The sequence below is a fragment of the Nioella sp. genome (assembly GCF_965215655.1).
GTDB lineage: Bacteria > Pseudomonadota > Alphaproteobacteria > Rhodobacterales > Rhodobacteraceae > Nioella.
Genome location: NZ_OZ244111.1, coordinates 2561262 through 2582072, shown reverse-complemented (window position 1 = coordinate 2582072; position 20811 = coordinate 2561262). Strand labels below are relative to the sequence as shown.

21 protein-coding genes, 1 tRNA gene and 1 pseudogene are annotated in these 20811 nt (G+C 62.9%); 8 read left to right on the top strand and 15 right to left on the bottom strand.

Features of this window, described 5'->3' with window-relative positions:
• Positions 1-99: 99 nt before the first annotated feature.
• On the top strand, positions 100-1005 hold the full coding sequence (locus ACOOEX_RS12895) for a LysR family transcriptional regulator (RefSeq protein ID WP_420395207.1): 906 nt from the start codon (positions 100-102) through the stop codon (positions 1003-1005).
• 212 nt (positions 1006-1217) lie between these two features.
• Here the strand turns inward: ACOOEX_RS12895 and ACOOEX_RS12890 are convergent, their stop codons facing one another.
• On the bottom strand, positions 1218-1544 hold the full coding sequence (locus tag ACOOEX_RS12890) for a LysR family transcriptional regulator substrate-binding protein (protein WP_420398372.1): 327 nt from the start codon (positions 1542-1544) through the stop codon (positions 1218-1220).
• Positions 1545-1878: 334 nt separating this feature from the next.
• Complete coding sequence (locus ACOOEX_RS12885; protein WP_420395206.1) at positions 1879-2574, bottom strand: SDR family NAD(P)-dependent oxidoreductase; 696 nt, start codon at positions 2572-2574, stop codon at positions 1879-1881.
• Positions 2575-2646: 72 nt separating this feature from the next.
• Between ACOOEX_RS12885 and ACOOEX_RS12880 the strand changes: the two genes are divergently transcribed.
• Positions 2647-2720, top strand: a tRNA-Gly gene (locus tag ACOOEX_RS12880).
• 94 nt (positions 2721-2814) lie between these two features.
• Here the strand turns inward: ACOOEX_RS12880 and ACOOEX_RS12875 are convergent.
• Positions 2815-3927: a zinc ABC transporter substrate-binding protein gene (locus tag ACOOEX_RS12875; RefSeq protein ID WP_420395205.1), complete on the bottom strand. Its 1113-nt coding sequence runs from the start codon at positions 3925-3927 to the stop codon at positions 2815-2817.
• Between the two features lie 93 nt (positions 3928-4020).
• Between ACOOEX_RS12875 and ACOOEX_RS12870 the strand changes: the two genes are divergently transcribed.
• The 6 genes and pseudogenes from ACOOEX_RS12870 to ACOOEX_RS12845 all read left to right on the top strand — a co-directional run bounded on the left by ACOOEX_RS12870 (position 4021) and on the right by ACOOEX_RS12845 (position 10368).
• Positions 4021-4503 carry a Fur family transcriptional regulator gene (locus ACOOEX_RS12870; RefSeq protein WP_306045348.1) on the top strand — a complete coding sequence of 161 codons (483 nt, stop codon included), beginning with the start codon at positions 4021-4023 and terminating at the stop codon, positions 4501-4503.
• A complete protein-coding gene (locus ACOOEX_RS12865) occupies positions 4500-5243 on the top strand; it encodes a metal ABC transporter ATP-binding protein (protein ID WP_420395204.1) in 744 nt (247 codons plus the stop codon). The genes ACOOEX_RS12870 and ACOOEX_RS12865 overlap by 4 nt, the downstream gene beginning before the upstream one ends.
• Entirely contained in the window at positions 5240-5527 is a 288-nt protein-coding gene (locus ACOOEX_RS12860) for a hypothetical protein (RefSeq protein ID WP_420395203.1), read from the top strand. Before ACOOEX_RS12865 ends, ACOOEX_RS12860 begins: the two co-directional genes overlap by 4 nt.
• Complete coding sequence (locus ACOOEX_RS12855; protein ID WP_420395202.1) at positions 5524-6330, top strand: metal ABC transporter permease; 807 nt, start codon at positions 5524-5526, stop codon at positions 6328-6330. The genes ACOOEX_RS12860 and ACOOEX_RS12855 overlap by 4 nt, the downstream gene beginning before the upstream one ends.
• A gap of 163 nt (positions 6331-6493) precedes the next feature.
• The gene (locus tag ACOOEX_RS12850) at positions 6494-8302 is read left to right on the top strand and encodes an ABC transporter transmembrane domain-containing protein (protein WP_420395201.1); all 1809 of its coding nucleotides are present in this window, start codon (positions 6494-6496) and stop codon (positions 8300-8302) included.
• A gap of 212 nt (positions 8303-8514) precedes the next feature.
• Positions 8515-10368: pseudogene (locus tag ACOOEX_RS12845) on the top strand (acyl-CoA synthetase).
• 67 nt (positions 10369-10435) lie between these two features.
• Here the strand turns inward: ACOOEX_RS12845 and ACOOEX_RS12840 are convergent.
• The 12 genes from ACOOEX_RS12840 to ACOOEX_RS12785 all read right to left on the bottom strand — a co-directional run bounded on the left by ACOOEX_RS12840 (position 10436) and on the right by ACOOEX_RS12785 (position 20810).
• A complete protein-coding gene (locus ACOOEX_RS12840; RefSeq protein ID WP_420395200.1) occupies positions 10436-10699 on the bottom strand; it encodes a hypothetical protein in 264 nt (87 codons plus the stop codon).
• Between the two features lie 131 nt (positions 10700-10830).
• On the bottom strand, positions 10831-12576 hold the full coding sequence (locus ACOOEX_RS12835) for a PHA/PHB synthase family protein (protein WP_420395199.1): 1746 nt from the start codon (positions 12574-12576) through the stop codon (positions 10831-10833).
• Positions 12577-12643: 67 nt separating this feature from the next.
• A complete protein-coding gene (locus ACOOEX_RS12830) occupies positions 12644-13549 on the bottom strand; it encodes an endonuclease/exonuclease/phosphatase family protein (RefSeq protein WP_420395198.1) in 906 nt (301 codons plus the stop codon).
• 51 nt (positions 13550-13600) lie between these two features.
• Positions 13601-13996 carry a RidA family protein gene (locus ACOOEX_RS12825; RefSeq protein ID WP_420395197.1) on the bottom strand — a complete coding sequence of 132 codons (396 nt, stop codon included), beginning with the start codon at positions 13994-13996 and terminating at the stop codon, positions 13601-13603.
• The gene (locus ACOOEX_RS12820; RefSeq protein WP_420395196.1) at positions 13986-14402 is read right to left on the bottom strand and encodes an acyl-CoA thioesterase; all 417 of its coding nucleotides are present in this window, start codon (positions 14400-14402) and stop codon (positions 13986-13988) included. The genes ACOOEX_RS12825 and ACOOEX_RS12820 overlap by 11 nt, the downstream gene beginning before the upstream one ends.
• A gap of 3 nt (positions 14403-14405) precedes the next feature.
• Complete coding sequence (locus ACOOEX_RS12815) at positions 14406-15095, bottom strand: ABC transporter ATP-binding protein (protein WP_420395195.1); 690 nt, start codon at positions 15093-15095, stop codon at positions 14406-14408.
• Positions 15092-15847, bottom strand: a complete 756-nt coding sequence (locus ACOOEX_RS12810; RefSeq protein WP_420395194.1) for an ABC transporter ATP-binding protein — start codon at positions 15845-15847, stop codon at positions 15092-15094. Before ACOOEX_RS12810 ends, ACOOEX_RS12815 begins: the two co-directional genes overlap by 4 nt.
• A complete protein-coding gene (locus ACOOEX_RS12805; RefSeq protein ID WP_420395193.1) occupies positions 15840-16814 on the bottom strand; it encodes a branched-chain amino acid ABC transporter permease in 975 nt (324 codons plus the stop codon). Before ACOOEX_RS12805 ends, ACOOEX_RS12810 begins: the two co-directional genes overlap by 8 nt.
• Entirely contained in the window at positions 16814-17734 is a 921-nt protein-coding gene (locus ACOOEX_RS12800) for a branched-chain amino acid ABC transporter permease (RefSeq protein ID WP_420395192.1), read from the bottom strand. The genes ACOOEX_RS12805 and ACOOEX_RS12800 overlap by 1 nt, the downstream gene beginning before the upstream one ends.
• A gap of 57 nt (positions 17735-17791) precedes the next feature.
• On the bottom strand, positions 17792-18928 hold the full coding sequence (locus ACOOEX_RS12795) for an ABC transporter substrate-binding protein (protein WP_420395191.1): 1137 nt from the start codon (positions 18926-18928) through the stop codon (positions 17792-17794).
• Positions 18929-18954: 26 nt separating this feature from the next.
• A complete protein-coding gene (locus ACOOEX_RS12790) occupies positions 18955-19191 on the bottom strand; it encodes an Lrp/AsnC ligand binding domain-containing protein (RefSeq protein ID WP_420395190.1) in 237 nt (78 codons plus the stop codon).
• A complete protein-coding gene (locus ACOOEX_RS12785; protein ID WP_420395189.1) occupies positions 19191-20810 on the bottom strand; it encodes an AMP-binding protein in 1620 nt (539 codons plus the stop codon). Before ACOOEX_RS12785 ends, ACOOEX_RS12790 begins: the two co-directional genes overlap by 1 nt.
• Position 20811: the final 1 nt, after the last annotated feature.

Genomic DNA, 20811 nt, shown 5'->3' with positions numbered 1-20811 from the left:
TCCCTTCGCGTCCTGTACGTCCCGGCTTATCTTGCCTTGTCGGATCGAACAACTTAATGGACTTGATCGACTGGATCGAATTTATTGATAGGCTGGCAGATGAAAGCACTGAACATTGATTTCGCCGATCTGCGCACCCTCCGGCTGGTGCATGAACACCGGTCCTTCTCGGTTGCCGCGCAGGTGCTTGGCGTGAACCAGTCGGCGGTCAGTTACACGATCGAGAAACTGCGCCGTATCTTCGACGATCAGCTGTTCTTCCGCCAGGGCACGCAGGTAGAGGCCACCGAACGCTGCTCGGCCATCGCGGTATCGGCGGAGTCGCTGCTTTCGGAGATAGAGCGGCTGGCGACGCCCGAGGCGTTCGATCCCACCGAAGCCGAGCATACCTTTACCATCGCCTGCAATTTCTACGAGCGGCAGTTGATCCTGCCGCTTGTCATGCGGCGGTTGCGGGACGAGGCGCCGAATATTCGGGTGGAAGCCATCAACTCGATCTCGCAGGGCCACCTGCAACTAAAACGGGGAGAGGCAGAGGTGTTGATCGGCCCTCTGATGACGGAACAGGCGGGCTTCTACTGCCGCAACCTGTTGGCCGAACGCTATGTCTGTATCATGGACCCGGCAAACCCGCTGGCCAATGCGCCCCTGACACTGGAAGCGTACCTCGCCGCGCGTCATGCGGTTGTGCTCTATGGCGGTGGCTGGCGGTCGGGCTATCTGCGTTACCTCGACCGGCTGGGACATGTCCTGAACCAGGTTCTAACAGTGCCAAGCCCTGCGGGGTTGAATCGCATCATCGAGGGAACGGATCTGATCTCGACGGTGCCCCGGCGCATCGGGGAAACCTTGGGGGGATCGGTTCAAATGGTCGATTGCCCCTGTCCTGCGCCATTCAATATCTCCCTGGTCTGGACCGAACGCACGCATCGGTCACCCATCCACTCCTGGTTGCGCGACCTGATCGCGCGAGAGGTGAAGCAGGCGCTTGGGGATGCCGCCTGAGAAATGCCTGGCATTGATGCTGATTGGCGAGATGTCAAATATTTCGGACCTCTGGGCCGGGCGGGCCTTTTCCTTTCCCTTTCGGCGCAATGCCCTGCCGGGCAGTGAACGTACCGCATCGCGCTTGAACGCGCTTGTCCCCAAGTTGGCCAGTTCGCCTCAGTTTTAGGGGCAACGCGTCAAGAAACATTTGGGGCACCTCTCCATGAGGGCTAAGGGGTGAGTTCACCGATAATGTCCATGAAGAGCTTGACGCCGCGGACGTTCGCACGCTCTTTCATACACGACGCGTAGCTCTCTGTGCCGGGCGATGCGTCGGAGAATGAAATGTATCGCAGTGCAGGATCGGAGCCTCTTTCATCGAGGCTGACGACCCCGATTCCAAAACCCGACCGGATGGCCTCATGCATTGTGTCTCGCGCGACCTCGATGACGACATTGGCGCGTACTCCGGCCGCGTCCATCATCTGTTCAAAAACCTGACGGGTCATTGATCCCTTTTCGCGAAGGACGAGACGCTGGCCATCGCATTCATTGATGGAAACACTGTCTCGGTGCGCTCAGGGGTGATCTGAATGGACCATCAACACGATCTCATGCGTCAATGAACGCAAAGTCCAAGCTGCCAACCTTCACCCTACGAAGAGTTTAAAAAGTGGACGAATGGCCGTTCTGGCGAAGCTGCGATGCGGTACTCGACCGGCCAGTGAAGGTCCGGTCTGTGCCATCCGCAACGATCGCCGAATTTGATGCACCAGAGCGTGCTTCAACTATTCGCTTGTGACTTGTCGGCAGATCCGAGTGGGTGTCTCGGTGTATGGAAACTGGTCACGTCCACCAGCCACCAAAGCCGTCGCGGACGCCCCGGTTCCCCTAGAACCGCTCGACCCAGGGCCGCACGGCGATCTCGTTTGTCCATGTGCTGCGGTCCTGGTCGATCAGGTGGCGGTAGGTGAGGGCGATGGCTTCGGGTCTCAGCATGGATCCGGGTTTGTCGTCCGGCTCTGACCGGCCGGGGTTCAGGATCATGCCGTCGATATTTACCCAGGCCACATGAATGCCCTTCGGGTGCAGCTCCCGCGCCATGCTTTCAGCAAGGCCACGCTGCGCGAACTTGCCCATGGCGAACGGGGCCGATTGGGGAAAGCCTTTGACCCCCGCAGAGGCACCGGTGAAGAGGATCGTCCCTTTCTTGCCGTCGATCTCTTCTGCCTCCAGCATGCGTTTCGCGGCGTGTTTTCCGGTGAGGAAGGCCCCGATGGCGGTCACCTCGACGGCATGGCGGACCTCGTCGGCCGATAACTCCGCAATCGGGCCTCTTGCCCGGGCGGAGGGGTTGTATATCACCACCCGAGGAGCCGAGGGCAGATCCGCGAAGAGGGCGGCGACGGCCGCTTCATCCGTGGCGTCCAGAAGTGCCGTCCGTGCCCCGGTTTCTTGGGCCAAAACCTGCATCTTGCCCGGGCTGCGCGCGGCCAGCGACAGGTCATGGTCCGACGCAAGGTTGCGCGCCAGGGCCGCCGAAAGCCCGTCACCCACCCCGATGATCACGGCTAAAGGTTTGGTCATCGATTTTCCCTCTCGATTACCCGCCGCGTACTTGACGCCAGAAAGCCCATCCAATAAGTCGTATCACGCTGAGCGGGCGTTGTGTAATGGTAAGACCTCAGCCTTCCAAGCTGATGATACGGGTTCGATTCCCGTCGCCCGCTCCAGGTTCCCGATCTGTTGGATCAAGAGATGTTCCACCCCATAGGGTATGGGGCGGAACCTGTTCTGTTTGCTTGGAAACCCGCGGTTGCCCTTGCACTACTGTGCTGACAGACATCCCTCGACCGAAGCCGCGATGCTTTGGATCAGGGCCGGGTAGAAACCTGCGCCGAGGGGAAGGTCCGACGCAAGAGGATCAATGATGGCGGTTGTCAGCTGCGCACCAGCCGCAACGGTTGCGACGAGGCCGGGGTTGAACTGCGGCTCGGAAAAGACACAGACCACGTCCTGTTCGGCAACCGCATCCCGGATCTCGGCCACGCGCGCCGCAGATGGGCTGCTGGCATCGCTCATGGAAATCGCCCCGGCGCTGGACAGGTTGAACCGCTGCTCGAAATACTGGAATGCATCGTGGAATACCACAAAGTTGCGGCTCGAGACCGGGGCGAGCCGGGTGGCGATTTCGGTATTCAGAGCGGCGATTTCCGCCTGTGCCGCCGCTGCATTGGTCCGGTAGGTATCGGCATTGTCCGGGTCCAGGCCGGACAGGGTTTCGGCGATTGCCGCGAGCCAGACCACCGCGTTTTCCGGGTCGAGCCATGCATGTGGATCGGCACCGTCATGGGCGTGCCCGTCATGCCCATCTTCATGGTCGTCATTTTCGTGTTCGTCATGGTCATCAAGGGCTTGCGCGTCCCGATCATGCTCGTCATGCTCGTCATGCTCGTCATGCTCGTCATGCTCGTCATGCTCGTCATGCTCGTCATGCTCGTCATGCTCGTCATGCTCGTCATGCTCGTCATGCTCGTCATGCTCGTCATGCTCGTCATGCTCGTCATGCTCGTCATGCTCGTCATGCGCGAATACCGCATCTTCCCGGAACTGGTGCACCACGGTGCCCTCGGTGTCCAGCAGCTCGACCACCACGGCCTGGCGGGCGAGGCTGTCCAGCGGGTCGTCCAGCCATGGGGTCAGGTCATGGCCGATCCAGAACACCGCATCCGCATCCTGCAAGGCTGCCGCCTGGGACGGGCGCAAAGCGTAGCCATGTGGCGAGGCACCGGGTTCGACCAGCAGCGCAGGCGTGCCGAGATCGCCCATTACCATGGAGACCAGCCCGTGAACCGGGGTGATATCCGTGGCCACGGAGGGAATGTCCGCCAGCGCGGCACTGGACAAAAGAAGCGACGGGATAAGGGCGAGAGATCGCATGGAAGCTCCATTGTTATCTTATAACATTACGTGGCTTGATAAACGTAATAACATCACCTATCAACCCCCCAATCGCCGCAGACGGAACCAGCCATGGACACGATCGGATTCGACAGCCACGACCATTCCGCCTGCCGCACCGGCGGGCTGGAAGCGGTCGAGGCACAGTGCAGGGAGCAGGGGCTGAACCTGACCCCGGTGCGCCGTCGGGTGCTGGAGATTCTGCTGGAGGAGCATCGCGCACTTGGGGCCTATGAAATCCTGGATCGACTCCGCGCAGAGGGGCTCGGCTCGCAACCGCCGGTGGCTTATCGCGCACTGGATTTCCTCACGGCCCATGGCTTTGCCCACAAGATCGAGCGTCTCAATGCCTTTACCGCCTGCACCCATCCCGGTGAAAACCACGCGCCGGTTTTCCTGATCTGCCGGATCTGCAATTCCGTGGCCGAGGGCATGGCCGAACCTGCGAAGGGCAATCTGGGGCGCGTTGCCGCCGAGACGGGGTTCAAGATCGAACGCACCGTGACCGAGGCCGAGGGTGTCTGCCCCAACTGCCAGAAGAAAGATGCCGCATGAGCCTTGTGGAAATGTCCGGGCTGAACGTTCAACTGGGCGGCCAAACGGTGCTGCACCATGTGGATTTCTCCATCGACCCCGGCGAGATCGTGACCATCGTCGGCCCGAACGGGTCCGGCAAATCGACGCTGCTTCGGGCCATCATCGGCGCGGTGGAGCCGAGTGCAGGCGCGGTCACCTGCAAGCCGGGGCTGCGGATCGGGTATGTGCCGCAAAAGCTGCATATCGACCCGACATTGCCGATGACCGTGCGCCGCTTTCTCGACCTGCCGCAGCAGGTGCGTGATGACGCCGCTCGCGATGCGCTGGACGAAGCCGGGGCAGGGGCCTTGTCGCGACGGCAGATGTCAGGGCTTTCAGGTGGTCAGTTCCAACGGGTGCTTTTGGCCCGCGCGCTTTTGTCGAAACCCGAGTTGCTGATCCTCGATGAGGCGACGCAAGGGCTGGATCAACCCGGATCGGCTGCGTTCTACCAGAAGATCGCCGAGGTGCGCGACCATCTGGGCTGCGCGGTTCTGATGGTCAGCCACGAATTGCATGTGGTCATGGCGGCCTCTGATCGGGTGGTCTGTCTCAACGGCCATGTCTGCTGTCAGGGGGAACCCGAGCATGTCGCCTCCGCCCCGGAATACCGGGCGCTGTTCGGCACCGGCACCGGCGGCGCGCTGGCGCTTTACCGGCATGAACATCATCACAGCCATGATCATGACCCTGACCACGCACATGAGGCCGCGGAATGACCCGGGGCCAAAACCCTTTACGCGACGCGGTCCGCGCGATCTGGAACGAGTTTGATCCGATCGGCGTTGCCGGAAGCGGGATCCAGGATGAGTATGATCATTATCTGGCCCATACAGAGACCCTGATCCGAGAAGGTGCGGACAGCTACAAGTTTCGCGAGTATCTCGAAGCCTGTGTTCACACCCGGATGGGGATGACTCCCAACGACTGGAACCGGGATCGGATCGCGCGGTACGCGGATCGGTTTGCCGCGCTTGCGCAAAGCCGGGGGGCGCTGCGATGACCCTGCTTGACGATTTCCTTGTCCGCGCGACTCTGGCGGGGCTTGGCCTTGTTCTGGCCGCCGCACCGCTTGGCTGTTTCGTGGTCTGGCGTCGCATGGCCTATTTCGGTGACGCCACGGCCCATGCGGCGATTCTGGGCGTTGCGCTGGCGCTGGCCTTCGACACATCCGTGTTTGGCGGGGTGCTGGTCGTGTCGCTGCTCATGGCCTTCACGGTGTCCAGCCTGTCGAACCGAGGCTATGCGATGGACACGCTTCTGGGCGTATTGGCCCATTCCGCGCTGGCCTTCGGCCTCGTGGCGGTATCCTTCCTGCACGGCGTGCGCGTTGACCTGATGGCCTATCTCTTTGGGGATATCCTTGCCGTGGGCGTCCCCGATCTCGCGGTGATCTGGGGCGGCGCGACATTGGTGCTGATGTTGCTGTGGTGGCGGTGGTCGGCGCTGTTGACAGCGACCTTGAACCCCGATCTGGCCTTTGCCGCCGGGATCGACCCGAGGCGGGAACAGCTGGTCCTGACCCTGGCGCTGGCGCTTGTCGTCGCGGTGGCGATCAAGGTGGTGGGCGTGTTGCTGATTGCAGCGATGCTGATCGTGCCGGCGGCCACCGCGCGTCCCTTCGCCACAACGCCCGAGCGCATGGCACTTGCCGCGATCGTGATCGGAGCGCTTGCCGTCATTGGCGGCCTGCAAGCCTCGCTTGAATGGGACACGCCGACCGGCCCTTCCATCGTGTGCCTCGCGGCCATCCTGTTCACTCTGTCCAGCATCGCCCAGGTCCTGTTCGGCAGAGCGCGCCCCTGATCCGTTCGACCGGCTGAGCGGCCTTCGGGGGCGGTGCCCACGGCCGCCCTTGGAGGAGTGGTCGGGGCTTTCCGCGCCGCGCCGATTTGCATCACCTCGGGGCCTTGTGCCGGGGGCGGTGGCGTTCTATCCCGTTTCAAGCGAAACAGGACCGGACACGACAATGGCCGACAGCTCCAGCCAGCCACAGCCGATGAACAGCGAACAGGAGCGTGAGAAATCGCGCCGCATCGGGTCTCTCCGCGCGCTTTTGCCGTTCATGCTGCCCTATCGCTGGCTGATGGCAGGCGCTCTGACCGCACTGGTCCTGACGGCCACCGTGTCGCTGACCATCCCGCTGGCGGTGCGCCGGGTCGTGGATGGGTTCGAGACCGATGCCGTGACGCTGCTGGACAAGTATTTCCTTGCAGCGCTTGGCCTTGCTGGCCTGCTCGCCATCGGCACTGGCCTGCGCTACTACCTTGTCACCCGGCTTGGCGAGCGTGTGATCGCGGATATCCGCAAGGCCGTGTTCGACCGCATGATTTCCATGAGCCCCGCCTTTTTCGAGCGGATCATGACCGGCGAGGTACTGTCCCGCATCACCACCGATACAACGCTGATCCTGTCCGTTATCGGCTCGTCCATCTCCATCGCGCTCAGGAATGCACTGATCTTCCTCGGCGGGCTTGGGATGATGCTCTATTCCTCGCCCAAGCTGACCGGTCTCGTGCTGCTGATCGTGCCCGTGGTGATCGTACCCATCGTGGTGCTTGGCCGCCGCCTGCGGGTGCTGTCCCGCAAGAACCAGGACTGGATCGCAGAAAGCTCCGGCAAGGCCAGCGAGGCGCTGCTGTCCGTCCAGACCGTACAGGCCTTTACAAATGAACGCCCTACGGCGGGCGAATTCGACCGTGTGACAGAGGCCAGCTTCGACGCCGCCAAGACCCGCATCCGCACCCGCGCCGTGATGACGGTCATCGTCATCCTGCTGATCTTTTCGGGCGTTGTCGGCGTGCTCTGGATCGGGGCGCGCGACGTGCGTGGCGGCGGCATGTCCATCGGCGAGCTTATCCAGTTCCTGATCTACGCGATCATGACCGCGGGGGCCGTCGGCGCGCTGTCGGAAATCTGGGGCGAGTTGCAGCGCGCCGCCGGTGCAACCGAGCGGCTGGTGGAGCTTCTGACCGGGCGCGACAGCGTGGCCGATCCCGAGCAGGGACGCGATCTGCCCCAAGGCGGCCGGGGCGCGATCCGCTTTGAAAACGTGCAGTTCCACTACCCGACGCGCCCCGATCAGCAGGCGCTTGATGGGATCAACCTGACCATCAATCCCGGCGAAACCGTGGCCCTTGTCGGCCCGTCCGGCGCGGGCAAGTCCACGATTTTCCAGCTTCTATTGCGCTTCTATGACCCGATCTCGGGCCGCGTCACCTTTGATGGGACCGACCTGAAAGAGATGAAGCGCGCCACCTTCCGCCACGCTATGGCATTGGTGCCGCAGGATCCGGTGATCTTCGCTGCCTCCGCGCGTGAAAACATTCGCTTCGGGCGCCCCGATGCCACGGATGCCGAGGTCGAGGCCGCCGCGCAGGCCGCCGCCGCGCATGAGTTCCTGATGGCGCTGCCTGACGGGTATGACACCTATGTAGGCGAACGCGGCATCATGCTGTCGGGCGGGCAGAAACAGCGCATCGCCATCGCCCGCGCGATCCTGCGCGACGCGCCGGTTCTGCTGCTCGATGAGGCCACGAGCGCGCTTGACGCGGAAAGTGAGCGGGCGGTGCAGCAGGCGGTGGCGGAGCTGTCGGCCGACCGCACCACGCTAATCGTCGCGCACCGGCTGGCGACGGTGAAGAAGGCCGATCGGATCGTGGTCTTCGAGGAAGGCCGCATCGTCGCGGAAGGCACCCATGAGGAACTTGTGGCTGGCGATGGACTCTATGCCCGGCTGGCGCGGCTTCAGTTCACGGAAGGACTGGCTGCCGAATAATGCGGCAACTGCCAACCTGGAAAACCCCCTGAAACCGGACCCCGCACCCCCCGCATTGCAGTTTGCGTTGGGTTACGCTTGCTTTGCAGGCCTCTTTGCCTCCATCCTGATCCTCAAAATACCGGCTCGCGTCGAAAGGCGACGGGCCAGACAGGGATAAAAGGGGAGGAATGAGAATGAGGCGGTTTGCGAACGTCGCTGATGTCAGAGCCATGGAGCAGGATCTGCCCTGGCCCGAAAGCCAGCCGGCCACCACGCTGTATGAGTTGCTGACCAAGACAAGGGACAAGTTCCCGAACCATAACGCGGTGTCCTATCAGCTGTTTTCCGGCCCGACCGACAAGGCCGAAACGCTGACCTGGTCGCAGTTGCATGGCAAGGTCACGCAGACCGCGAACCTCTTCCGGTCGCTTGGCATCACCGAGACGGACTCGGTGGCCTATGTGTTGCCCAACTGCAATGAAACCGTGCTGACCCTTCTGGGGGGGTGCGTGGCGGGCATCGCCAACCCGATCAACCCGCTGCTGGAGCCTGAACAGATCAGCGCCATCCTGCGCGAAACCGGGGCCAAGGCGGTGGTGACGATCAAGGCCTTCCCGAAAACCGATGTGGCGCAAAAAGTGGCTGAGGCCGTGGGCCATGCGCCCAATGTGAAACATGTGATCGAGGTTGATCTGCTGCGCTATCTGACTGGCGTCAAGAAGCTGATCGTGCCGCTCATCCGGCCCAAGAACCCGTCCAACCACCACGCCAGGATCATCGACTTCAACGCCGAGATCGCCAAGCAGCCCGCCGACCGCCTGACCTTCGAGGACAGCACCGGCGACCGCGTGGCCGCCTATTTCCACACTGGCGGCACCACGGGCATGCCGAAAGTGGCGCAGCACAAGTATTCGGGCCTAATCTACAATGGCTGGCTCGGGGCCACGATCCTGTTCGATGAAACGGACAACATCATGTGCCCGCTGCCGCTGTTCCACGTCTTTGCGTGCCATGTGATTCTGATGGCGGCGATTGCCTCGGGCGCGCATGTGATTTTCCCGACGCCGCAGGGCTACCGGGGCGAAGGTGTGTTCGACAATTTCTGGAAGCTGGTCGAACGCTGGAAGATCACCTTCATCATCACCGTGCCCACGGCGATTTCGGCGATGATGCAACGCCCGGTGAATGGCGATATCTCGACCGTGAAAACCGCCTTCTCGGGGTCGTCGCCGCTGCCAGTGGAACTGTTCAAGCGGTTCGAGAAGGCGACCGGCGTGACGCTGGTCGAAGGCTACGGCCTGACCGAGGCGACCTGCCTTGTCTCCTGTAACCCGGTCGAGGGCGAGAAGAAGATCGGCTCGGTCGGTGTTCCTTTCCCGCATACGGAAGTGCGGATTCTCAAACAGACCCCGGATGGTCCCGTGCAGTGCGGCACCGACGAGGTGGGTGAGATCTGCATCGACAACCCCGGCGTGTTCGAAGGCTCGACCTACACCGAGAGCGACAAGAATATCGACCTCTTTGCCGATGACATATTCCTGCGCACGGGTGACCTGGGCCGGATCGACGCCGATGGCTACCTGTGGATCACGGGTCGCGCCAAGGATCTGATCATTCGCGGCGGTCACAATATCGACCCGGCCGAGATCGAAGAGGCCCTGGCCAGCCACCCCGCCGTTGCCATGACCGGCGCCATCGGGCAGCCCGATGCGTTCGCGGGCGAACTGCCTTGCGTTTATGTCGAACTGGTGGCGGGGGCCGAGGTCTCGATCAAGGAGCTGAAGGAACATTGCGACTAGCATGTCCATGAACGCGCCGCGCGGCCCAAGCATATCGAGCTGATGGACGAACTGCCAAAGACGGCTGTCGGTAAGGTCTTCAAACCGGCGCTGCGCAAGATGGCCATCACCCGCGTCTACAACGCGGCGCTGGAAGAGGCGGATGTGAAAGCCCGCGTCGTCGAAGTGACCGAAAGCAAGAAGCTTGGCCTTGTGGCCTGTCTGGAAAAGACCGGCGAGGTGACGGATGACGCCGTGGCGGATGTCTTGGGCGAATTCACCCGGCCCTGGCAGTGGAAAACTTGACCAAACACCGGGCATGAAAAGCAACATCCGCGACGTCAGGCGTCGCGGATGTTCGTTTTCGGGGTGGTCAGCGGTTGCTCCCTCCGCCGTGACCACCGCCACCTTGCTCGCGATCACCCTGACCGGCACTTCCGCCTGTCCGGTTTGCGTTCTGCACCATCACACCCCGCATTTCGTCCTCTCCGGGCGTGCTGACACTGGCCTGCTGGTTCTCGTCGTGGTTCTGAGCCAACAGCGTATCTTCGGGCGTTGCCCAGGGATTGTTATGGGCTGCCAGGGCCTGGGATCCGGTCAGAACCGCAAGTGAGAGTGAGAGAGCGATGATCTTCATCTGTTTGCCTCATATGCAATTGCGCTCGTTCACAATCCAGAAACGCAATAAATAAGGCGATTGTCAGGCCTCTCTCAAACCGCCCGGGAAACCGGCCAAAATCCGCTTACAAGTGATTGAAAAGGAGGTGTTTATTGCTGGAACACATAGCTTCCCGGCGCATCACAGACTGGGGGGTGCCGTTCTGATCCCAAACCAGGCGGTGCGACCGGCGCGCTGCTGTGTTCGGACAGCCAGTCGCCCCATGGCTCCCACCAGGATCCGACCTGGGGGTCATGCTGCGCCAGCCATGTGTCGGGGTCCATATACTGCTTGTCCGCAGTCCTGTGTCCAAGCCGGAAGTGCCTGCCTGCCTTGCCTGGCGGCGTTAGAATGCCGCCATTGTGACCGCCGGAGGTCAGGCAAAAGCGCAAATCGTTTTCCGTGAACAGCGTTGCCTTGTAGACAGAGCGCCAGGGCGCGATGTGATCGGTCTCGGTGCCTAGAACGAACATCGGTGCGGAAATGTCCTTGAGTGCGATCACCTGACATTCGACCGCGAAACGGCCCGAGGTCAGGCGGTTTTCAAGAAACAGGCTGCGCAGGTATTCCGAATGCATGCGGGCGGGCATGCGGGTGCTGTCGGCGTTCCAGGCGAGGATGTCGAAATCCGGCTCGTCCCTGGCCAGCAGGTAGCGGTCGACGGCACGCTGCCAGATTAGAACTTCGGGGCGCAGCGCCCGGAAGGCCCCGGACATCTGGTCACGGTCAAGATAGCCCTGATCCCACATCATGTCCTCAAGCCACGCAACCTGGCTGTCATCGACGAACATCAGCAGTTCCCCGGCCTCGGTGAAATCGGTCTGTGCGGCGAGAAGCGTGATCGTGGCCAGCCGGTCGTCTCCATCGCGCGCCATCGTGGCCGCGGCAATCGACAGCATCGTGCCGCCCAGACAGTAACCGCAGGCATGGATATGACACCCGGGCAGGATGTCCGACACGACTTCGAGCGCACCCATCACCCCCTCGCGTCGATAGTCATCCAGGCTGACGTCACGCAGGCTTTCATCGGGATTGGTCCAGGAAATGCAGAACACCGTGTGACCGCGGTTCACCAGGTATCTGATCAGGGAATTCCGGGCGCTGAGATCGAGTATGTAGTATTTCATGATCCAGGCGGGCACGATCAGGATCGGCTCGGGGCAGACCGTTTCCGTCGTGGGGGCGTACTGGATCAGTTCCATAAGGCGGTTTCGAAAGACAACCTTGCCGGGTGTGCAGGCAATGTTCTCCCCCGGCTTGTAGTCGCTTTCATGGGGGTGTGGCGTGTGGGTCGCCTCATAGGCTGCGTCCTCAAGCCAGGTCTTCCACCCTGCGATCAGGTTGGCACCTTTCTCGGTGCGGGTCAGATCAAGAACCTCGGGGTTCAGGGGCGCGACGTTGGAGGGAGAGATGGCGTCCAGCATCTGCCGCGCCATAAAGCCCACGCGAGGCCCCGACCCCGGGCGCATTCCGCGAATGGTTCGTGCGGCTTCGTCCCAGAACCGCTCGGTGGCGAGGTAGCCCTGCATCCACCATTTGAAAGGGGGCATTGCCCAATCCGCATGATCGAAACGGTGATCGTCGGACCTGGGCGAGAAGGCCGAGCCGAGCCCGTCGCCCCCATCGTCCGGCAACAGCGGGCCCATCATCAACCGCAGCGCGCTGTCCCGCGCCAGTTCCGCGAGTTCCGCCTGTCGGCCCGGTGCCCGCGACAGATGCAGGCCCCAGTCCATCCAGGCCGCCATCGCCGCGTAGGGGGAGACGCCAGAGGTGAGCCGCGCCATGGCCGCCCGACTGGCCCGGTCGATTGCGTCGTAGTGGTGCGAGGTCATGGTTTCCCCAAGGATGCTGCACATGCAGCATAGTCTGGCATGGGATTGATGACAAAACCATGACGCCGTGCGGGGCCGTTGGACGCGGTGCTCAGATCCCCGGCAGGTCCAGCAGAATGCCCGCGTGATCCGAGGCGTGCGGGCGATGCCGTCCAACACCTTGCAGATGTTCGCCCCGGTGGCGCGTGGCCTCATAGGCCAGTCCCGCCCGCAGAATCCGGGGTGCAGCCTCGGGCCAGCGGTCGGCAAGCGCGGGGGATGCCAGCAGGGCGTCGGGCTGGCCGTATCTGCCGGAATGACTGTCAAAGTAGGTCCAGCGCTCATCCTCAGGAAGCCGCGCCATCAGGTCTGAACTGAAGGGCGGCAGCAGCGGTTGAATGGCCGGCTCGGCATCGGGCTTAAACGGTTCGTTGAGGTCCCCCGCGATCAGCCAGAGCGCCTTGGATGGGTCCGCGAACCGGTGCTCTATGATCCTGCGCGCGGCGTCAGCCTCCAATCGCCTGACCGGCCACGCGCGGTCTGCATCAGGGTAGGGGGCCTTGAAATGGCAGGTGAAAACGGTCAGCCCTCCGGTTTCCACTATCAGGCAGTCCCTGCGGAAGACTGGCAGCTCGGGGCGCGGCGCAGCAAGGCCCAGATCGGCGGCGGTCAGCTGCGCGTGGCTGGTCAACCGGACGGGCTGGCGCGAAAGAAGCGCCAGGTCCAACCCACGCCCGTCATTGCCGGGTGGGCAATGGGCATGGGGGTAGGGGGGCAGACCGGCGGCGGGCAGCAGCCGGGTGTTGAACCAATCCAGCGTGTCCTTATCGAACACCTCCTGCAACAGTACCATATCGGCATGTGCCTCAGCCAGAAGCGCGGCAGAAAGGCGTCTGTCCGCCGGGTCCAGTTCGGACGCCTCCCCGATCTCATCGCGGTCCCGCGCGCCGTCAAGCCGGGGCTGGTCGCCCCGTTGGCGAAGCCGCAGGTTCTGGATGTTGAAACTCAGGATCCGCATGACCCCATCCAGCCGCGTGCAGCCCGGAAAGGCAACGGGTTTCCGCGCAGATCAGCCGATGACGGCGGTGGCCTCGATCTCGACCACGGCCTCATCCTCGACCAGCGCGGCGACCACGACCATGGCCATGGCCGGGAAATGACGGCCCATGATCCGGCGATAGGCCGCGCCCACCTCTTGCTGACTGTCCAGATATTCCTGCTTGTCGGTCACATACCAGGTCAGGCGCGTGATATCCTCGGGCGTTCCCCCCGCGGCCTCGACCACGTCGCGGATGTTGCGCAGCGCCTGTTCCATCTGGCCGATGAAACCACCCGGTGCGAAATTCCCATCCGTGTCCCAGCCGATCTGACCGCCCACATAGAGCGTCCCGTTCGAGGCAAGAATGCCGTTCGCATAGCCCTTGGGGTCGGGCCAGCCTGCGGGTTGAATGGGTCTATGGGACATGGGCCGGGGCCTCCTCTCGGTCCAGAAGTATCTGTCGCACCCCCTCGGGCCATGGCCGGGGCCGCCCGTTTTCGCCCAGAAGGACAAGGGTGGAGCGCGCGGTGAAGCGGGGTTCGTCACCGCAATCGGCGGTGAACATCAGCCCGAGCGAGCTGCGCCCGACACGGGTGACGGTCAGGGCGATGATCAGGTGATCGCCATGGTGGCTTGGGGCCAGAAAGCGGGTGGTGATTTCCGCCGTGGGCACGCTGCCCGTGGCATGGAGCGTTTCGAACGGCAGCCCAAGCACCTCGTCGAAAAAGGCTTCGACGCAATCGTTCAGCATCTCGAAATAGCGCGGATAGAACACGATGCCGGCCGGGTCGCAATGCTTGAAGAGAACCTTCTGGGGGAAGTGGAATGCCATGGCCTAGACCCCCAGATGCCGGTCGGTGATGTCGCGGGTCAGGGCAGAGAAAGCACCGGTCCAGACCGTCACGCCTTTCTCGATGATCACGCCCTTGTCGGCGACGCCGCCGAGTTCCTTCAGCGATTTGTCGATGACCAGGATCGACAGCCCGGCTTCTACCTTGAGCCGCTGGATCGCGGCCCAGATTTCCTGCCTTATGACGGGGGCAAGGCCCTCCGTCGCCTCATCCAGGATCAGTAGGCGGGGGTTGGTCATCAGCGCCCGGCCGATGGCCAGCATCTGCTGTTCGCCGCCGGACAGGGACGAGGCGACCTGTCCCTGCCGTTCCCCCAATCGCGGGAACAGCTCGAACACGCGGGCCAGGTCCCAATGACCGGACCGCGCTGCCGCGATAAGGTTCTCCTGCACGGTCAGCGGCGCAAAGCATCGCCGACCCTCGGGCACCAGTCCGATGCCCGCGCGTGCGGCCTTGTGCGCCGGGACCGATCCCAGATCCTGCCCGTCGAACATTACCGACCCGCCCCGGTTCTTCAGCATCCGGCAGATCACCTTGACGGTGGTGGATTTGCCCATGCCGTTGCGGCCCATCAGCGCCAGCACCTCGCCCTCTGCCAGATCTAGATGCACATCGAACAGCGCCTGCGACGGGCCGTAGAAGGCTGAGACATGGGACAGTTTCAGAAGGCTCATGCCGCGTCCTCCTCGCCCAGATAGGCCTCGCGCACACGCGGGTCGGCCTTGATGTCGTCGGCCGTTCCGGTGGCGATGATCTCGCCATAGACCAGCACGCTGATCCGGTCGGCCAGCGCAAAGACCGCGTCCATGTCATGTTCCACCAGCAGGATGGGCGCGCGGGTTCTCAGCCCGTCGAGGAAGCCGGTCAGCCGGTGCGAGCCTTCCGCGCCAAGCCCTGCCATCGGTTCGTCCATCAGGAAGGCCTTGGGTTGCAGCGTCAGGGCCACGGCGACCTCCAACTGGCGGCGCTGGCCGTGGGACAGTTCGGCGGTGATGAAGTTGCGGAACTCGGCCAGCCCCACCTGTTCCAGGGCCTCCTCGGCCCGTTCCAGCAGGGCCTTGTCGCGCATCACGTTGCCGAAGAAGCGATAGACCTTGCCTCGCTGTCCAAGTGCGCCAAGCACCACGTTTTGCAGCACGGTGAATTCCATCGCCAGCGCCGAAATCTGGAAGGTCCGGCCAAGCCCCGCCCGCGCCCGCGCCGTGGTTGTCAGGGGCGTCACATCCTGCCCGTCGAACATCACCTGCCCGCTATCAGGGCGAAGCGCGCCAGAGATCTGGGCAATCAGCGTCGATTTCCCGGCCCCGTTCGGCCCGATCAGGGCGTGAATCTCGCCCGGAAACAGGTCCAGCGTCACATCCTTCGACGCCTGTAGCGCGCCGAAGCTTTTGCAGATCGCGCGGGTTTGCAGCAGAGGCTCAGTCATGGGCCACCTCCCGTCCGGCGATGAGGCCGATCACCCCGCCCCGCGCGAACAGCACGACGCCAAGCAGGATCGCCCCGAGATAGACATGCCAGTAATGGCTCAGGTCTTCGAGGAAATACTCCAGCGCGATGAACAGCATCGCCCCGGCAACGGGCCCCGACAGCCGCGCGATGCCGCCCAGGATGATCAGGATCATGATCTCGCCCGACATGTGCCAGCTCAGCATCGAGGGGCTGACGAAGCGGTTGAGATCGGCAAAGAGCGCGCCAGCCAACCCGGTGACAGCGCCCGAGATCGTGAACGCCACCAGTCGCAGGCGGTAAGGGGCCAGCCCCACGGCCTCGGCCCGGGCCGCGTTTTGCCGGGTGGCCTGCAACGCCAGCCCGAAGGCGGATTTCCCAAGCCGGTCGGTCAACACCATCACCACTGATAGGATCACGAAACAGATCAGGAAGAAGTTGAGCGGCACCAGCGTGTTCACACCCGGAAAATCGTTGCGCAGGTAGATCGACATGCCGTCCTCGCCGCCATAGGTGGGCCAGGAAATGGCGAAGTAGAACAGCATCTGCCCGAAGGCGAGCGTGATCATGATGAAATAAACGCCGGTCGTGCGCAGCGACATCGCCCCGATGACCAGCGCTGTCAGGGCAGAGGCAATCAGCGCCACCAGCCAGATGATCGGCATCGATTTGGTGCCCTCGATCACGCCCCAGATCGGCATGTAGTTCTGGGCGTGGAAGGCGAGGATACCCATGGCATAGCCGCCGACGCCAAAGAATGCCGCATGGCCAAGGCTGACCAGCCCGCCAAGCCCAAGCGCGATGTTCAGCCCAACGGCAGCCAGCGCCAGGATCGCGGCCTTGGTGGCGAGCGTGATGATATAGGGTTCCTCCATGGCGTAGGCGATCAGCGCCGTGGCCAGAAGGATGCCGGGAATGACGAGGTTCAGGATCGTTTCACGCCGCATCACGATTGCCCTCCGAACAGGCCAGAGGGTTTGAACAGCAGAATTCCCGCCATCAGGATGTAGATCGTCATCGACGCCAGCGACGCCCCCACGGTCGTGGCGCTGCTGGCATCCATGAACATGCCAAAGAGCTGTGGCAGCATGATCCGGCCAAGCGTATCGGTCAGCCCGACCAGCAGCGCGCCGATGAAGGCGCCCTTGATGGAGCCGATGCCGCCGATCACGATGACCACGAAAGCGAGGATCAGAACAGGTTCGCCCATGCCGACCTCGACCGACTGAATGGGCCCGATCATCGCGCCCGCCAGCCCCGCCAGCGCCGCGCCAAGCGCGAAGACCAGAGTATAGAGCTTGCGGATATCGACGCCGAGCGCCGCGATCATCTCGCGGTCTGCCTCACCTGCGCGGATCTGGATGCCAATTCGGGTGCGGGCGATCAGCCAGAACAGCCCTGCCCCGACGGCCAGCCCCACGGCGATGATGAAGAGCCGATATTTCGAATACTCGATCCCACCCGGCAGAGTAGTCGGCCCCGACAGCAGGTCGGGCGTATCGAGGTAAAGCGGTAGCGACCCGAAAAAGAAGCGCGTGCCTTCGGAAAAGATCAGGATCAGCGCGAAAGTGGCCAGCACCTGATCGAGGTGGTCGCGATCGTAAAGCCGTCGGATCACCAGCATCTCCACCAATGCCCCGATCATCGCCGCGGCCATCAGCGCGCCCATCAGCGCCAGCCAGAATGACCCGGTCCAGCCCGCGACGCCCGCCGCCGCGAAGGCCCCGATCATGTAGAGCGAGCCATGGGCGAGGTTGATCAGGCCCATGACGCCAAAGATCAGCGTCAGGCCCGCCGCCATCAGAAACAGCATGACGCCGAATTGCAGCCCGTTGAGAAGCTGCTCGATCAGAAGAGCTGCTGACATGGAAAATCCCTTTGTTTGCCGGGCCTTGCGCGGGGGCAGGCCCGGCCGGTCAGACCATTACATCTGGCACTGATCCGCGTAGGCGTCGCCGTGATCTTCCAGCGCGGTTCCGACGATCACGTTGGTCAGCACGTCGCCCTGCATCACCACTTCACGGACATAGATGTCCTGGATCGGGTGATGGTTCGGACCGAAGGCGAAATCGCCACGGGTGCTGTCGAAATTGGCCGCTTCCAGCGCGGCGCGGAAGGCATCGGCGTCATCGGGATGCGCGACCTCCATCGCCGAGAGGATCAGGTTCGCGGTGTCAAACCCCTGGCTGGCATAGAGCGAGGGCAGGCGGCCATATTCGGCCTGGAAGGACTCGACAAAGGCCACATTGGTGGGATTGTCCAGATCATGGCTCCACTGGGACGTGTTGTGCACGCCAAGCGCAGCCTCGCCCACGGCGCCCAGAATACCCTGATCAAAGCTGAAGGCCGGGCCGATCAGCGGGATGTCCACACCCGATTCCGCGTATTGACGGACAAAGGCGATGCCCATGCCGCCGGGCAGGAAGAAATAGACGCTGTCCGCGCCCGAGTTGCGGATCTGGCTGATCTCGGCGGCGTAATCGGTCTGGCCAAGCTGGGTATAGACCTCTTCGGCCACATCGCCCTCGAACATGCGCTGATAGCCGGTCAGCGCGTCACGGCCCGCCGGATAGTTCGGCGCGAGGATGAAGGAATTGCCGTAGCCTGCCGTATTGGCATAGGCACCCGCCGCCTCGTGCAGGTTGTCGTTCTGCCAGGCGACGTTGAAATAGTTCTCGTGGCAGCCGGGACCTGCCAGCTGCGAGGGGCCGGCATTGGGCGACAGGTAGAACACGCCTTGCGCGGTGGCCGACGGGATCACCGCCATGGCGAGGTTCGACCAGATGATACCGGTCATGATGTCCACGTCATCGGATTGGATCATCCGGTCTGCCAGTTGCACGGCCCGATCCGGCGCGCGCTCGTCATCCTCGATGATCATCTCGATATCGTCGCGGCCCGACTGTTCGATGGCCAGCATGAAGCCGTCGCGCACGTCGATGCCAAGCCCGGCGCCGCCGCCAGAAAGGGTGGTGATCATGCCGATGCTGACGCCGTCAGCCAGAGCCATGGTGGATGTGCTGGCCATCAGGCCCGCAATCGCAAGTGTTTTGAGTTTCATTGTAACTCTCCCTGTTGTTCGTTGTCTCAGAATGCCTTGAAGGTCAGCGTCGTCAATGTCCGTTCGATCCCGGCCACGTCGCGGAAGGCATCGTTGATGTAGCGGCCGATATCCTGTCCCTCCGGAATGATGAGCTTCACCAGAAGATCATATTCCCCGCTCGTGGAATAGAGTTCCGCGTGGATTTCCTTCAGCACGATGGCGAAGGCCACGTCATAAGTTGTGCCGGGGCGGCAGCGGATCTGGACGAAAACGGTCTGCATCAGCCCTCCTCGCGTAGTTTGTAACGCAGGATTTTGCCCGTGGGGGTTTTGGGCAGCGCCTCGATGAATTGCACCCGGCGGGGGTACTTGTAGGGCGCGATCGTGCTTTTGACGTGGGTTTGCAGCAGTTCCACCAAAGCGTCGCTGGCGGTGTGACCCTCGGCCAGCACCACATGTGCTTCCACGATGCTGCCCCGTGCCTCGTCCGGTGCCGCAACCACGGCGCATTCGGCCACGGCGGCATGGGACAGCAGCGCCGCCTCCACCTCTGGCCCGGCAATGTTGTAGCCCGCAGACACGATCATGTCGTCGTTACGCGCGGCAAAGTGCAGGTAGCCGTCCGCGTCCATGGTGAAACTGTCGCCGGTGATGTTCCAGCCGTCGCGCACATAGGTGGTCTGGCGCGGGTCGTTCAGGTAGCGGCATCCGGTCGGGCCGCGCACGGCCAGCCGTCCGATCTTGCCGTGGGGCACCTCGGTCATGTCGTCATCAACGACCATGGCCTGATAGCCCGTCACCGGGCGGCCCGTGCAGGCGGGGCGGTGATCGTCGAAGCGGTTGGTGACGAAGATATGCAGCATCTCGGTCGCGCCGATCCCGTCGAGCATCGGTTTGCCTGTCTTCTGCATCCACTCGTCATAGACCGGGGCAGGGAGCGTTTCCCCCGCACTTACCGCCGCCCGTAAGCTGGACAGGTCAGCCCCCTCGTCCATCGCCCGCAGCATGACCCGGTAGGCCGTGGGGGCGGTGAAGCAGACGGTCGCTTTGAACTGTTGGATGATCTCGATCATGTTGGGGGGCGAGGCGTTTTCCAAAAGCGTCGCCGCCGCCCCGAAGCGCAGCGGAAAGATCGCCAGTCCGCCAAGCCCGAAGGTGAAGGCGAGGGGAGGAGACCCGACAAAGACATCCTCGGGCGTGACCTGCAACACCTCCTGCGCATAGCCGTCCGCGATGATCATCAGGTCGCGGTGGAAATGCATGGTGGCCTTGGGCTCGCCCGTACTGCCGCTGGTAAACCCCAGAAGCGCCACATCGTCCCGACCGGTCTGGACGCTGTCGAACTTAACGGGTTTGGTCAGCGCCAGCCGGTCCAGCTCCGCGTCGTGATTGGCGGTCCCGTCAAACCCCACGACCGATTTCAGGAACTTGCTCGTCTTGGCGCAGGCGATCATGTCTTCCATCAACCGGGTGTCACACAGAGCGAACTGCACCTCGGCCTTGTCGACGATCTTGGTGAGTTCCCCCGCCCGCAGCATCGGCATGGTGTTGACCACCACCGTGCCCGCCTTTGTCGCAGCAAGCCAGGCCGCCACCATGGCCGGGTTGTTCGCGGACCTGATCAGCACCCGGTTGCCCGGCTTCACGCCCAGATCCTCGACCAGCACATGGGCCAGCCGGTTGGTCCAGTCGGTCAGCTCCTTGTAGGTGCGGCGGCGGCCATTTCCGATCAGGGCCGTGTGATCCCCGAACCCTTTTTCCACCATGGAATCCGTCAGTTCCCACCCGGCGTTCAAGTAATCGGGATAATTGAAACCATCCAGCAGGAAATCCGGCCACTGGTCAGCGGGCGGCAAGCCCTCGCGGGAAAACGTGTCTGTATGGGCCGTCGGTCCGAGCATG

Excerpts from the sequence above, each read along its gene's own strand:
- ACOOEX_RS12895 (WP_420395207.1), top strand. The coding sequence starts at position 100 with ATGAAAGCACTGAACATTGATTTCGCCGATCTGCGCACCCTCCGGCTG.
- ACOOEX_RS12885 (WP_420395206.1), bottom strand. The coding sequence starts at position 2,574 with ATGACCAAACCTTTAGCCGTGATCATCGGGGTGGGTGACGGGCTTTCG.
- ACOOEX_RS12875 (WP_420395205.1), bottom strand. The coding sequence starts at position 3,927 with ATGCGATCTCTCGCCCTTATCCCGTCGCTTCTTTTGTCCAGTGCCGCG.
- ACOOEX_RS12870 (WP_306045348.1), top strand. The coding sequence starts at position 4,021 with ATGGACACGATCGGATTCGACAGCCACGACCATTCCGCCTGCCGCACC.
- ACOOEX_RS12865 (WP_420395204.1), top strand. The coding sequence starts at position 4,500 with ATGAGCCTTGTGGAAATGTCCGGGCTGAACGTTCAACTGGGCGGCCAA.
- ACOOEX_RS12860 (WP_420395203.1), top strand. The coding sequence starts at position 5,240 with ATGACCCGGGGCCAAAACCCTTTACGCGACGCGGTCCGCGCGATCTGG.
- ACOOEX_RS12855 (WP_420395202.1), top strand. The coding sequence starts at position 5,524 with ATGACCCTGCTTGACGATTTCCTTGTCCGCGCGACTCTGGCGGGGCTT.
- ACOOEX_RS12850 (WP_420395201.1), top strand. The coding sequence starts at position 6,494 with ATGGCCGACAGCTCCAGCCAGCCACAGCCGATGAACAGCGAACAGGAG.
- ACOOEX_RS12840 (WP_420395200.1), bottom strand. The coding sequence starts at position 10,699 with ATGAAGATCATCGCTCTCTCACTCTCACTTGCGGTTCTGACCGGATCC.
- ACOOEX_RS12835 (WP_420395199.1), bottom strand. The coding sequence starts at position 12,576 with ATGTGCAGCATCCTTGGGGAAACCATGACCTCGCACCACTACGACGCA.
- ACOOEX_RS12830 (WP_420395198.1), bottom strand. The coding sequence starts at position 13,549 with ATGCGGATCCTGAGTTTCAACATCCAGAACCTGCGGCTTCGCCAACGG.
- ACOOEX_RS12825 (WP_420395197.1), bottom strand. The coding sequence starts at position 13,996 with ATGTCCCATAGACCCATTCAACCCGCAGGCTGGCCCGACCCCAAGGGC.
- ACOOEX_RS12820 (WP_420395196.1), bottom strand. The coding sequence starts at position 14,402 with ATGGCATTCCACTTCCCCCAGAAGGTTCTCTTCAAGCATTGCGACCCG.
- ACOOEX_RS12815 (WP_420395195.1), bottom strand. The coding sequence starts at position 15,095 with ATGAGCCTTCTGAAACTGTCCCATGTCTCAGCCTTCTACGGCCCGTCG.
- ACOOEX_RS12810 (WP_420395194.1), bottom strand. The coding sequence starts at position 15,847 with ATGACTGAGCCTCTGCTGCAAACCCGCGCGATCTGCAAAAGCTTCGGC.
- ACOOEX_RS12805 (WP_420395193.1), bottom strand. The coding sequence starts at position 16,814 with ATGCGGCGTGAAACGATCCTGAACCTCGTCATTCCCGGCATCCTTCTG.
- ACOOEX_RS12800 (WP_420395192.1), bottom strand. The coding sequence starts at position 17,734 with ATGTCAGCAGCTCTTCTGATCGAGCAGCTTCTCAACGGGCTGCAATTC.
- ACOOEX_RS12795 (WP_420395191.1), bottom strand. The coding sequence starts at position 18,928 with ATGAAACTCAAAACACTTGCGATTGCGGGCCTGATGGCCAGCACATCC.
- ACOOEX_RS12790 (WP_420395190.1), bottom strand. The coding sequence starts at position 19,191 with ATGCAGACCGTTTTCGTCCAGATCCGCTGCCGCCCCGGCACAACTTAT.
- ACOOEX_RS12785 (WP_420395189.1), bottom strand. The coding sequence starts at position 20,810 with ATGCTCGGACCGACGGCCCATACAGACACGTTTTCCCGCGAGGGCTTG.